The following is a 12,976-nucleotide window of genomic DNA, read 5'->3' on the forward strand; positions in this document are numbered from 1 at the left end:
GTCACGGGGCGACCACCAGACGGTGGACCTCGGCGAGGTTGCGGGCCTGGAGCACCCGGGCGACCGGGACGGGCCGGCCGGTGGCCCGCTCGGCGAGCATGACCAGGCGCAGCAGGTGTACCGAGTCCCAGTCCAGCAGGGTGTCGAAGTCCGCGGCGGCATCCTGCGGGGTCAGGTCGAGACCGAGTTCCTCGCAGACGTGGGTGAGGAAGCGGGGCAGATCAGTGATGTTGCAGGTGGTGTCCATGGACCCTCCCTCCGAGTCGCGCGTCGAGTGTCAGATGGCCCGGTACGGGTGGCAGGGCGTCCAGCGTGTGCCGGAACCAGATGCCGTCGCCGTCCGTTCCGTCCTCCGGTGTGAAGCCGAGGGACGGGTAGAAGCCGCGCACCCTCGCGTTGCTGGGGGTCGGCCGGTAGCGGGCGCGCACGGCGGCCAGGCGCTGACCCCGGGCATGGGCCAGTACGGTGGCCAGGCAGGCGTCCTCGATGCCCCGGGCCAGTGCCCGGCAGCTGAGGAACACGTTGTCCACGGCCAGGGTGTTCCCCTCACGGCGGAGGAAGAGCGCGCCGACCAGGCCGCTGTCGCCGAAGCGGTCGCTGACGCGGACGGCGAGCACCTGGTGGCCCTCGGTGTGGTGGAAGGCGGCGACGCGGTCGGCCTGGACCCGTTCGCCGGTGAGGTTGAACTGGTTGGTGCGCAGCGACAGCTGGGAGAGCCGGCGGATCTCGTGCGGCTCGGGCTCGGAGAGGGTGACCTCGGTACGCAGCTCAGCCAGGTAGTCCTCGTAGGATCCGGTGCTCCCGCGGAACTCCTCGCGTGCGGCGGCCTCCTGGTAGCGAACGGTGCGACGGGTGTCGTCGTCGGTGATCTGCGGTGTGTCGAACCAGCCGTCCCGGAGCAGGGCGTGCAGGTGCAGGGCCGGTTCGGTGCCGAGCGGGACGACGGCGGTGCCCGGCAGATGGCGGCGGATCAGGACCCGCTCCGCGGGCGAGTCGTCGAGGAAGACGAGGGAGTCGGCGGAGATGCCCAGCCGCCGGGCGATGGCGTGGAGGCTGCCGTCCTTGGGCTCCCAGCCGGCGTGGACGGCGACGAAGTCCGCGGGGCGCAGGGTCATGTCGGGGTGGCCGGCGAGCACGTCGCGGACCGGGCCGGGGTCGTTCTTGCTGCTGACGGCGAGCAGCACCCCCTGGGCCGCGAGTTGTTTCGCCACCCGCTGGACGGCCCGGTACGGCTCCCCGATCAGGGTGCCGCCCGGCGCGATGCCGTCGGGCCCGTCCTCGCCGAGGACCCCGCCCCACAGGGTGTTGTCGAGGTCGAGGACGAGGCACTTCTTGGTCAGGCCGGACCGGGAGCGCAGCACGTGGGCCGCGTCGCGGGCGTAGGCGGAGAACAGCTCGTCGCTGAAGGGCGAGCGGGTGTAGAGGGCCAGTCGCGGATCGCCGGCCGGGCCCGTGGACGCGATGACCGGGTCGAGGTCGAGGACGACGAGGGCGGGGTGGCTCTCGGTCAGGCGCAGCAGCCGGGCGTTGAACTCGCGCCACACCGCGCCCAGCCGGGCGCGCCCGCTCTGGTCCACGAGCTGCTGGGCGCAGTGGCGGGGCAGCGGCAGGGTGTTGAGGACCAGGGTGCCGGTGCCGTGGGCGGTGTGCGCCTCGGCGACGAGGGTGAGGTGGGCGGCGAGTTCCGCGCAGGCGGTCTCGACGTCGTCGGGGCCCCAGGGCAGCGGGAGCCGGCCGAGGACCGCGTCGGCGTCCATGACGCACAGGGTGAGGTCGGGGCGGGCGGTGCGCAGCTCCCCGCCGGGGTCGGTGAGATCGCGCAGGTAGGCACCGTGGGTGCCGTGGACCTGGTGGGCCAGCAGGCCGTGCCGGGCAAGCTCGGCGGTCAGCGGGTCGGTGAGCTGGGCCAGCGTGGAGTGGCCGGTGACGGCGACGGTGACCACGGGCGTCGCCGGATGGCCGGCGAGGACGTCCTCGGTGCGCAGGGAGGCCAGGACGCGGCCGCAGCGGCGCAGTTCGGACAGCAGGTCGGTCTCCGTCCGGGACGGGTCGTCGGTGATCTCGGCCAGCAGGGAGCGGACCCGCGGATAGCGGGCGGCGAGTCTCCCGGTGGTGTGCAGTGCGCGGAGTTCCTCCAGCGGTGTGGTCACCGTGCGTCCTCCTTCTCCAGGGCGAGACCCGCCTTGATCCATTTGCTGGACTCGACGACGAGGGCCAGGGCCCGGTCTCCGGGGCGGAGCTCCGGTACGAGGCGGTCGAGCTGGACGAACGGCAGGGCGTTTCCGGTGTTTCCGGTTTCGGCGACGCAGGAGATCTCCCGGGGGCCGGGCAGCGCCAGATCCTCGACGATGCGCCGGGTCATCCGGCCGGAGAGCTGGGGCGGCAACAGGAAGTCGATCGTGTCGGAGCTCCAGCCGGTGGTCTCCAGCAGCTGCCAGAGGATCTCCCCCGCCATGACGGGCACGCCCTCCTCGATGGCCTTGTAGTCCTCGTGGAGCATGCGGCGGTCCGGGTCCCGGCGGGCGGGCCCCTCCCAGTCGATGGTCTGGCCCGGGGCGCGGCCCTGCCCGGTGAAGCAGTTGAGCAGCGCCCGTACGCCGATGGCCTCGCCCTCCGGGTCCGCGCTGACGACGGCCGCGCCCGCGCCGTCGCCGAACAGCACGTAGTTGATGAGCTCCTGGGTGGGCAGGGTGGCGGCGCCGCGCGTGGGGTCGAGGAAGCGTGCGGTGACGTCCCCGCCGACGACGAGTCCGGCCCGGTGGCCGGAGGCGATCAGCGCGCGGCCGAGGTCGAGGGCCTGGACGGCGCCCGCACAGCCCGCCTGGATCTGGTACACGGGCAGGTAGTTGAGCCCGAGCCGGTCCGCGACCTGGGTGGCCGTGGTCGGGAGCAGGGTGTCGGGGGTGGTGGTGGTGAGGACCAGGAAGTCGAGTTCGGAGGCGGCGAATCCGGACGCGTCCAGCGCCCGGCCTGCGGCCTCGGCGCACAGGTCGGCCAGGGAGTGCAGGACCTCGCCGGTGCCCAGGTCCCAGCCGAAGTGGCGGGTGCGGGTGCCCACGAAGAGGTCGATCCACTCCTCGCTGATGCCGAAGACCTTGCCGAGGGAGGCGTTGGTGACGGCGGGTCCGGGCAGGGCGGCGGCGGTGCCGGCGATGTGGAAGGCGGGTACGGGCGTGCCCGTGGGGCGGCTCATGGGGTGGCTCCTACGCTGATCCACTCGCCGAGGAACGCGGCGAGCGAGCCCACCGTCCGCAGGGCCGGGAGGATTTGCTGGACGGTGGCGCTGCCGGTCTGCGGCAGTTTCGATTCGACGCGGTCCTTGAGCTGCATGATCATCACGGAGTCGAAGCCGAGGTCGGCGTAGAACCGGGTCTCGTGGCCGACCCGGGCCGGGTCGTATCCGCCGACCTCGACGACGGCGGCGATCACGGCTCCGAGCACGGGGTCCTCGGGCCCGCGCGGCGCGGGGGCGGCCGGACCGGCAGGAGCTCCGGTACCGGCGTCGGCCGAGGATGCGGCCCCGGGCCCGCCGGGGGCAACGGGGTCCGGGGCCGCGGTCATGGTGGCGGCACGGGGCACCGGCGCGTGCCAGTACCGGTGCTCGGTGGCGAACGCGTACGGCACCAGCCGCTCCACGGTGCGGTGCGCGGGCTCGTACAGCTCCTGCCAGTGCGGGTCGAGTCCGCAACGGTAGAGGGCGGCGACGGTCTCGGCGAGGTCGGCGCCACCCGCGTGGATGCCGGGCGCGGGGTGCAGCAGCCGGACTCCCCCGGGCAGTCCGGTCCGGCCGGCGAGCTGGACGAGCTGGGGGGCGGGGCCGATCTCGATCAGCACCCCGGGCATCAGGTCGGCCATCAGGGCGTCCAGTGCCGCTTCGAACAGCACCGGTTCTCGGGCCTGTTCCCGCCAGTACGCGGCGTCCAGCGGCTCGTCGCCGAGCATGCGCCCGTAGCGGGTGGAGGCGAAGGGGATGCGGGGGGCGGCGCAGGCGACCCCGGCGGCGGACTCGGCGAACCGGTCCAGGGCCGGTTCGGTCAGCGGTGAGTGGAAGGCGTGCGAGACGCGCAGCCGGCTGCTGCGGATACCGGCCGCGCGCAGTGCGGCGGCGACGGTGTCGAGTGCCTCCAGGGCACCGGACAGGACCGTGCTGCCGGGCCCGTTGACGGCGGCCACGGCCACCGTGCGCCGGGTGGCGGGCGGGAGGGTCCCCAGCACCTCCCGTGCCTCGGCCGCGTCCGCGCGCACGGAGAGCATGCCGCCGCCTTCGGGGAGTTCCTCCATCAGCCGGGCCCGTACGGCGATCAGCCGGACGGCGTCCTCCAGGGTGAGCGCACCGGCGGCGACGGCCGCGGCGAACTCGCCGACGCTGTGGCCGAGCACGGCGTCGGGGTGGACCCCGAGGTCGCCCAGGGTGCGCCACAGCGCGTAGCCGACGGCGAACAGGGCGGGCTGGGCCCAGCCGGTGCGGTGGACGGCCGGGTCCTCGCCGAGGATCAGGTCGCGGACCGAGCCGCCCAGGTGCGGGGCGAGTGCGGCGTCGGCCTCATCGAGGTGGCGGCGGTAGGCGGCGCTGTCGCGGTAGAGACCGGCGGTCATGCCCGGTTCCTGGACGCCCTGGCCGCTGAAGAGGAAGCCGACGGCCGGGGGGTGCCAGGCCCGGTCGGCGATACCGGCCCGCAGCTGGGCATCGTCGGCGGCCGCTCTCAGGGCGGTCGCCAGTTCCGTGGTGTCGCGGGCGGTGATCGCGGCCCGGTAGCCCAGGCCGGTCTTGACCTGGTTGCTGGTCCAGCACAGGGCGGCGGCGTCGCCGCGCGGTCGGCGGTCGACGGCCTCGGCCTGACAGGCGAGGTTGCGGCGCAGCGCCTCGGGGGTGTTGCCGGAGACGGTGAACACGCCGACGGGGGCGGCGGTACGGGTCCGGCGAGCGGGTGCGCGGCGCACCCGCGGAGCTCCGGCGAGGACGACGTGGGCGTTGGTGCCGCCCATCCCGAAGCTGCTGACTCCGGCGAGGACTTCTCCGGCCGGGAGCCGCAGGGGCGCCTTGAGCAGGCTCAGTCCGCGCTCGGCGAGCCGGAGCTGGGGGTTCTCGCGGGCGGCGTGGCGGCTGGCGGGTACGAGGCGGTGGTGCAGGGCGAGCGCGACCTTGATGAGGCCGGCGATGCCGGCGGCGCCCTCCGTGTGCCCCAGGTTGCCCTTGACGGAGCCGATGGCGCAGGGCTCGGGGCGCTGCACGGCGTGGAGTTCGCCGAGGGCGGCGCACTCGATGATGTCGCCGAGCGCGGTGCCGGTGCCGTGGGCCTCGATGAACCGGATGCGGTCGGGGGTGACTCCGGCGCGCCGGTAGGCGGCGGCGACGACCTCGCGCTGCGACCACCGGTTGGGGGCGGTGACCCCGTTGCTGCGGCCGTCCTGGTTGACCGCGGAGCCCCGGATGACGGCGTACACGCGCTGTCCGTCGGCGAGCGCGTCCTCCAGCCGTCGCAGCACGACGGTGCCCGCTCCGTCACTGCGCCCGATGCCGTCCGCGTCGGCGCTGAAGGGCTTGCAGCGGCCGTCGGGGGCGGCCAGGCCCATCTGCGCGTAGACGCGGCCGAGGGCCGGGGTCAGCACGAGGTTGACGCCTCCGGCGAGCGCGGTGCCGCACTCCCCCGCCAGCAGGGAGTTGACGGCCAGGTGCACGGCGACGAGGGAGGAGGAGCAGGCGGTGTCGACGGCGAGGCTGGGGCCTTTGAGGTCGAGGTGGTACGAGATCCGGTTGGCGGCCATGCAGGAGCTGGTGCCGGCGCCGAGCTGCGGGGTGACCCGGGAGTGGTCGGACATGTGGAGCTGGGCCCACTCGCTGCCCATCGCCCCGACAAAGACCCCCGTGTCGCTGCCGGCGAGGGCGGCCGGGGACTGGCCGGAGTCCTCCAGCGCCCGCCACGCGCACTGGAGGAGCAGCCGGTGCTGCGGGTCCATGGCCGCGGCCTCGCGGGGCGAGACGGTGAAGAAGTCGTTGTCGAAGGTGGCGATGTCCTCGATGAACCCTCCGCGCACGGAGGCGTCGAAGCCGGTCCCCTCGCGCCGCCCGGCGGGCAGCTCGCCGATGCTGTCGCCGCCGCGGACGAGCAGCTCCCAGTAGCTCTCGGCACCGACCGCGCCGGGGAAGACGCAGTCCATCCCGACGACGGCCACCGCGCCCGCGCCCGTCACGGGCGCGTCCGGCCGGCCGGGACCCGGACGCCGCGCGAGGCCAGGTGCTGGGCCAGTGCGGCCACCGTGGAGTGGTCCCAGGCCATGGACGGGTCGACCGGGATGCCGAACTCGTCCTCCACGTCGCCGCAGAGGCTCAGTGCGCACACCGAGTCCATGCCGTACACGGCGAGCGGAACGGTGGGGTCGATGCTTTCGGGCTCCCGGTCCAGGTAAACGGCGAGCCGGTCGGTCAGCCACCCGTACAGCGGGGCAGCCGCGCTGCGCGGCGGCGCGGGCAGGGTCATGCCGGACTCCTTCGGTGCAAGGCCATGCCGGTCGGTCAGCCGGGAAGGGGGACGTTGTACAGGTCGTAGCTGCGCTGGTCGCCGAAGCGGGCGAGGACCTCCTGGTGGATCCGGGCCGTGCACTCGGCGGGCATGTCGACGCCGGGGGCGCCGAGGCGCCGGGCGATGTGGTGCAGGGCCAGGGCCGCCCAGGCGGGGTCGGCGAGGAAGGGGTCCCGGTCCGCGTCGCCGTGCCGCCACACGCCGAGGACGGCCGCGGCGGCGAGCACCAGGACGTACCGGTCGGTGAGCGTGAACCAGACGGGGCTCACAGGGGCTCCGCCACCGGGCGGGGGCAGGGCCAGCACGCGGGTGCGCAGGTCCCGGAGTTCGTCGACCATCTGCCCGGCGAGTTCGCGCAGGGCACGCTCGACGGGGCTCCGGCCGGTCAGCGTCCCCGCGGTCTCCACGAGGGAGGCGCTGAGGCTGTCGCGCCCGCAGGCCAGCGCCAGCTGGTCGTAGTCGAACGGGGGCAGCGGGGCGCCGGGCTTGAACAGGGCGTCGGATGCGGGCGGTTCGTTGAACCAGGACCGGGCGGCCAGGGCCGGGAGCTGAGGGATGATCGTCGCCTGGCAGGCGACGGTTCCCGCGTGTCCCAGGCTGACCACGGGCACGTCCCGCAGGTGCTTCTGGAAGACGCCGACGGTGCCGCCCCGGGTGTAGAGCTGCGAGCCGAGGACGGTGGACAGGTCGTACATCGTGTCGCTGAGCACGCGCGGCAGCAGCGACTTGACCGCGGCCGAGTAGACGCTGGTCTCGGCCGGGTGCAGGTGCAGGGCGCGGGTGGCGACGACGGCCAGGCAGTCGTAGAACAGCAGGTTCACGAAGGCGTTCGCCAGGGTGATCGCCGTGTGCTCGGGGTCGACGGGGGCGCCGTGCCCGGGTTTCTGGGTGCGGTCGACGAGGACGGCGGTACGCAGGCAGGTGTCCACGGCGGCGGCGACCAGGGAGGCCATGACGGTGCGGCTCATCTGGAAGGACCGCAGGGAGGTGGGCACGCCGCTGCCGAGCGGGCCGAGCAGGGCCTGCTCGGGCACCGGGCAGTCCTCGAACGCGACGGAGTCGAAGTGGCAGCCGCGCATGCCGGTACGGGGACGGCGGCGGGTGACCCGGTAGCGGTCGGCCGGCAGGGTCCGCGGATCCAGCAGGAGGGCGGAGTGGCTGCCGCTGCCGGGGCGGTCGTCCGTCCGGCAGAACAGCACGAGGGCGTCGGCCCGGTGCAGGTTGTTGACGACGGACTTGGCGCCGCTCACGGACAGGCCGGCCGCGGTGCGGGTGGCGGCCACCTGGCTGCGGACGAAGTCGTTCGTGTGGGCGGTCTCGTGCTGGGCGATGGCCGCTTTGGAGCCGGACAGCAGCAGCCGGGCGAGCCAGTCGCGCTGGTCCGTGCTGCCGCTCATCCACACGTCCGACGCGGCCATGAAGGTGCTCATGCCGTAGCCGGCGCCGAGGGCGGCGTCGCGCCGGAAGACGGGGCGCATCACGCGCAGCAGGGTCTCGGCGGAGTCGAAGCGCCCGCCGAGTTCGCGCGGCACGTACTCGGCGTTCAGGCCGAACTCGTCGAGGAGGGCTTCCGCGTCCGCGGACAGCGTGCCGCGCCGGTCGGCGACCAGCAGCTTCGCGTACCCGGTGGGGTTGCGGGCGTCGGTGGGGTCTCCCAGCAGGCGCTCCAGCTCGGCGGCCCGGTCCCCCGCCGGCGCACCGGGGGTACGGGGCCGGGGTCCGAGCGTGAGGGTGCTCACCACGGCAGGTCCTGGGCCCGGCGGGCCGCCGACGCGGGGACGGCCTCGTCGTCGGCCGGCAGAAGGGGGGCGTCCACCAGGGCGCGCACGGCGGGGTCGAGGACTTCGTGGAGGCTGGAGAGGCCGCCTCTCAGAAACAGTTTCCGCATCAGGGCGCGCTGGATCTTGCCGCTCGTGGTGCGGCGCAGGGTGCCGGGCCGGACCAGGACGACGTTGCCGACGGGCACGTCGAAGTCGCGTCCGGCCAGGGTCTGGATCCGGCGGGTCAGGTCCTGGAGCCGTGCCGTGTCGGTGTGGGGGACGCGCACCTCGTGCACGATGACGAGTTGTTCGCGGTCGGCGTCCACGGTGAAGACCGCGCCGCCGCCGGCTCCGAGCGCCGGGTCGATCTCGCGGACGGCCCATTCGACGTCCTGGGGGTAGATGTTGCGGCCGTTGAGGATGATGACGTCCTTCAGCCGCCCGGTGACGTACAGCTCGCCGTCCTCGACGACGCCCAGGTCCCCGGTACGCAGGAAGCCGGAGTCGCCGCCGGCCAGGACCGCGTGGAAGGTGTGCGCGGTCTCGGAGGGGCGCCGCCAGTAGCCCTGGGCGACGCTGTCGCCGCGCAGCCAGATCTCGCCCACCCGGCCGGCGGGCAGCGGGCTGCCGCTGACGGGGTCCACGATGCGCAGGTCGAAGTCCTGGTCGACCGGGCCGCTGGAGACCAGCGTGCGGGAGGCCTCGCCGGGCGCGGGGGCGCGCAGTTCGTCGCGTTCGAGAGCGGCCGGGTCGACGGCGCGGTGGCGGTACGGGGCGCCCGGGGTGGTCCCGGAGACGACGAGGGTGGCTTCGGCGAGGCCGTAGGCCGGGTACACGCTTCCGGGGCGCAGGCCCGCGGCGGCGAACCGGGCGGCGAAGGCGTCGAGGGTGTCGGCGCGGACCGGTTCGGCACCGTTGAGGGCGAGTCGCCAGCCGGATAGGTCGAGTCCGGCGAGCTGGGCGTCGGTGACCCGCCGCAGGCACAGGTCGTAGCAGAAGTTCGGTCCGCCGCCGACGGTCACCCCGTGTTCGGAGATCATCCGGAGCCAGTTGACGGGCCGTTTGACGAAGGCGGTGGCGGACATCTGGACGGACGCGGAACCCAGCCACAGGGGGTGCAGCAGGTGCGCGATCAGGCCCATGTCGTGGTAGTGCGGCAGCCAGCTGCCGAACCGGTCGGCGGGTGAGGTGCCGAGCGCCCGTCCGATGGCCGCCTCGTTGGCGAGGAGATTGCGGTGGCTGACCATGACACCACGGGGCCGGGTGGTGGAGCCGGACGTGTACTGGAGGAAGGCCAGGTCGTCGGGGCCGGTCGCGGGCGGTTCCCAGTCCTGCGCGGCCGAGGTCGCGCCGACGATGTCGGAGGCCAGGACGACGGCTTCGGCGCGGGTCTCCATGGCGAGCCACAGGGACACTTCGGCGGCGCTCGCCGCGTCGGTGAGGACGAGCCGCGCGCCGGTGTCCTTGATGATCCCGGAGACCCGGTGCAAGCGCTCGCCCCGGTCGCCGGGGAGCGGGGCGGGCACCGCGATGGCGCCCGCGTAGAGGCAGCCGACGAACGCCTTGAGGAATTCGGGGCCCTGCGGGTGGAGCAGCAGCACCGGCTGGCCCTGGGCGCCATGGGAGCGCAGCCGGACGGCCAGGCTGCGCGCGGCGGCGTCGAGGTCCGCGTACGAGAGCCGTTCCTCGACCGTGCCCGCGGCCGTGTCGCGCAGGAAGATGTGCGCGTCCGCCTCGCCCAGGGCCCGTGCCCGATCCATGATCAGCTCGGTGAACGTTCGGTACTCGGTCAACGTAGGCCCCCTCGTGGTGCGCTCGGGGCAGCAGCGGTACGCCCCTCGTCCGCTCCCACCTGGGCGCCCGCATCGTCCGTTCCGCGGCTAAAGCGGGGCTTGCAGCGTGCGTGTGCGGGGGTTGCGGCGCCCGGTTCAGGGGGGCGCCTGTCCGGAGCCGGGGTCGGTCGCGTGCCTAGCCTGGCGATCGAAATCAGCCGGGGGAGGGCGTATGCGTTTTCGAATACTGGGTCCGTTGGAGGTAGGCAGGGCCGGAGGGCCGGAGCCGGACTCCGGGGGGTCCGGAAACCTGACACCGCGCGCCGCGAAGATCCGGGTGGTCCTGGCCGCGCTCCTGGTACGGGCGAACGAGATCGTCTCCGTGGACACCCTGATCGACGAGCTGTGGGGCGAGGAGCCGCCCCGTACGGCCACCACCACGTTGCAGGTGTACGTGTCCCAGCTGCGCAAGCTGCTGGACGAGGCGGACGCCGAGTACGGCAGGGAAGCGCTGGTGACCCGGGCGCCCGGCTACGAACTGCGGCTGGACCCCGCGCAGCTGGACCTCACCGTCTTCCAGGAGCTGTACGAGCGCGGGCAGGAGCGGATGGAGCAGCGCGAGTACGAGGCCGCTTCGCGGCTTCAGCGCCAGGCCCTGGCGCTGTGGCGCGGCCCCCTGCTTTCGGACACCCCGCACGGTCCGCTGCTGGACGGCACGGCGGTGCGGATGACGGAGGTGCGGACGGCGGCGCTGGAACAGCGGATCCGGGCCGACCTCCACCTGGGACGGCAGCAGGCCCTGATCGGTGAGCTGCAGTCGGTGGTCGCGGAGTTCCCGCTGCGGGAGGAGTTCTTCGCCCACCTGATGGTCGCCCTGTACCGGTCGGGGCGGCAGGCGGACGCCCTCCAGGTCTTCGCCCGGCTGCGGCGCGGGCTGGTGGAGGAACTCGGCATCGATCCCGGCCTGGAACTCCAGACGCTGCACCGGCAGATCCTGGGCGGCGACCCGGAGCTGCTGCGGCCGACGGGGCACGGCGGCGCCGTCGAGGTCTCGGGAGCGGACCGTGCCCGGATCCAGGTCCCGGGTGCCGTGCCGGAACCGGGGACGCCGGACGGCCCCGACGCCCCGGCCGCGCACCGGTCCGTGGTGGAGCTGCCCGCGGCCGACCAGCTGTTCACCGGGCGCGAGGAGGAGCTGGGTGCCCTGGCCGCGCTGCTGGCCGCGCCCGGCGGCCGGATCGTGGTCCTCGGCGGCCAGGTGGGCGTCGGCAAGACCGCCCTGGCCACGGAGGCCGCGCACCGGGCGGGCGAGCGCTTCCCCGGCGGCCGGGTCCTGCTCCGGATGCGGCCCGACGCGCACGAGGGCCGCGAGGGCATGGACGGTCCGGCGGCCGTGGCGCGGATCGCCCGGCTGTACGGCGCCGAGGGCGCCCTGCCCGGGGACGCCCGCGCACTGCGGGACCTGCTGCGGGGGCTGACCGGCGGCCGGCGCCTGCTGGTGGTCCTGGACTCGGTGGACCGCGCGGACCAGGTCGAGCCCTTGGCAAAGGCCCTGCCCGAGGCCAGGTTCCTGGTCACCTGTCGGCGGGTGCCGCCCGGGCTGGACGGGCGGGTGCTCCTCCTCGACGTGCCCGCGCCCAGGGACGCGCGGCGGCTGTTGGTGGCCGCGCGCCGCGGTGCCGGGACGCCGGACGAGGCGGAGGCCACGGAGATCGCCGAGCTGTGCGGACAGCTCCCGCTGGCGCTGCGCGCCGCCGCCCGCGCCGAACCGTGCGCGGCGGCCCGGTTCCGTGGCGCGCCGGGGCGGCTCGTGGAACTGGACGCGGTGGACCCTGGGTTCCTGGACCGGCTGGGCACGGCGTACGAGGACGTCGACAGCACGCGGCAGCGGGAGTTCCGGCTGCTGGGACTGCTGCCCGAGGGCCCTTTCGGGGCGGAGTCGGCCGCCGCGGTCCTGGGCACGGACGCGGCCGGCGCACGAGCCGCGGTGGCGGAGCTGGTGGCGGCCGGGCTGGTCCGGGAGGAACTGCCGAGCGCCGGGCGCCCGGCGTACTACCGGCTGTCCGAACCCCTGCGGCTGCTGGCGGTGGACCGGCTCGCCGCGCACGAACCGGCGGACTCGGTGCGGACGGCCACCGGCCGGTTGTGCGCCGCGTACGAGGAGGCGCTGCGCGAGGTCTCCGGGCAGGTGAACGGGGCCCACTCCCTGGAGTGGCTGGCCCGGCAACGGCCCGCGTTCGTCACGATGGTCCGGCAGGCGGCCCGGTCCGGGCTGTGGGAGCAGACCGTACGCCTGACCGACGCGCTGACCGGTCTGCTGGAGACCCTCGCCGCGTGGGACGACTGGGAGAGCTGCCACCGGCTGGCCCTGGACGCCGCCCATCGGCTGGGCGATCTCCCGGCCCAGGCACGGCTGTTGCGCTCGCTGGGCGACCTGGCCTGGCAGCGGCGCGAACTGCCGGCCGCCGGTGAACTGTACGAACGGGCCCTGCTGGCCGCCGACATCGCCTCCGACCTGCTCGAACGGAGCCGCGCCCTGACGGGCCTGGCCGATCTGCGGCTGGACGCGGGCGCGGTCGACGGCGCGGCGGCCCTCCTCTCCCCCGCTCTGGACGCGGCCGCGCAGGACCCCCGTGCCCGGTTCGAAGCGCTGCGGGTGATGGGGTTGCTCGCGGTCGAGTGCGGGCGCCCGGCCACCGCCGAGGAGCACTTCGGCCAGTGCCTGTCCGAGGCGGTGGTCCTGGGTGACGCCCGTCTGGAGTCCTATGCCCGGCGCCGGCTGGCGGCACTGCGCACCCCGGCCCCGGACTGCTCGGAGGTCCGCCCGGGGGTCTGGCGGCTGCGCTCGGCGGCGTAGAGGGGGGCGGGATCGGCCGGGCCTGTGTCCTTCATTGGCTACGGCCCCGGTTTAGCGGGGCCCCCT

At 74.5% G+C, this 12,976-nt stretch carries 8 protein-coding genes; 1 reads left to right on the forward strand and 7 read right to left on the reverse strand.

What is annotated here, in order from left to right:
- Position 1 precedes the first annotated feature (1 nt).
- Genes OHS17_RS32950 through OHS17_RS32980 form a run of 7 tightly spaced genes read right to left on the reverse strand, consistent with a single transcriptional unit; the run spans position 2 to position 10,074 of the window.
- Complete coding sequence (locus tag OHS17_RS32950; RefSeq protein ID WP_330315471.1) at positions 2 to 247, reverse strand: acyl carrier protein; 246 nt, start codon at positions 245 to 247, stop codon at positions 2 to 4.
- Complete coding sequence (locus tag OHS17_RS32955) at positions 222 to 2,150, reverse strand: HAD-IIIC family phosphatase (RefSeq protein WP_330315472.1); 1,929 nt, start codon at positions 2,148 to 2,150, stop codon at positions 222 to 224. Before OHS17_RS32955 ends, OHS17_RS32950 begins: the two co-directional genes overlap by 26 nt.
- The gene (locus tag OHS17_RS32960; RefSeq protein ID WP_330315473.1) at positions 2,147 to 3,193 is read right to left on the reverse strand and encodes a 3-oxoacyl-ACP synthase III family protein; all 1,047 of its coding nucleotides are present in this window, start codon (positions 3,191 to 3,193) and stop codon (positions 2,147 to 2,149) included. The genes OHS17_RS32955 and OHS17_RS32960 overlap by 4 nt, the downstream gene beginning before the upstream one ends.
- Positions 3,190 to 6,192, reverse strand: coding sequence for a type I polyketide synthase (locus OHS17_RS32965; protein WP_330315474.1), 3,003 nt, complete (start codon positions 6,190 to 6,192; stop codon positions 3,190 to 3,192). Before OHS17_RS32965 ends, OHS17_RS32960 begins: the two co-directional genes overlap by 4 nt.
- Positions 6,189 to 6,479 carry an acyl carrier protein gene (locus tag OHS17_RS32970; RefSeq protein WP_330315475.1) on the reverse strand — a complete coding sequence of 97 codons (291 nt, stop codon included), beginning with the start codon at positions 6,477 to 6,479 and terminating at the stop codon, positions 6,189 to 6,191. The genes OHS17_RS32965 and OHS17_RS32970 overlap by 4 nt, the downstream gene beginning before the upstream one ends.
- A gap of 35 nt (positions 6,480 to 6,514) precedes the next feature.
- Positions 6,515 to 8,263 (reverse strand): acyl-CoA dehydrogenase, encoded by a 1,749-nt coding sequence (locus OHS17_RS32975; protein ID WP_330315476.1) that lies wholly within the window; start codon positions 8,261 to 8,263, stop codon positions 6,515 to 6,517.
- Positions 8,257 to 10,074 carry a fatty acyl-AMP ligase gene (locus OHS17_RS32980; RefSeq protein WP_330315477.1) on the reverse strand — a complete coding sequence of 606 codons (1,818 nt, stop codon included), beginning with the start codon at positions 10,072 to 10,074 and terminating at the stop codon, positions 8,257 to 8,259. Before OHS17_RS32980 ends, OHS17_RS32975 begins: the two co-directional genes overlap by 7 nt.
- A gap of 235 nt (positions 10,075 to 10,309) precedes the next feature.
- Between OHS17_RS32980 and OHS17_RS32985 the strand changes: the two genes are divergently transcribed.
- On the forward strand, positions 10,310 to 12,910 hold the full coding sequence (locus tag OHS17_RS32985; protein WP_330315478.1) for an AfsR/SARP family transcriptional regulator: 2,601 nt from the start codon (positions 10,310 to 10,312) through the stop codon (positions 12,908 to 12,910).
- Positions 12,911 to 12,976: the final 66 nt, after the last annotated feature.

Source organism: Streptomyces sp. NBC_00523, assembly GCF_036346615.1.
Taxonomy (GTDB): domain Bacteria; phylum Actinomycetota; class Actinomycetes; order Streptomycetales; family Streptomycetaceae; genus Streptomyces.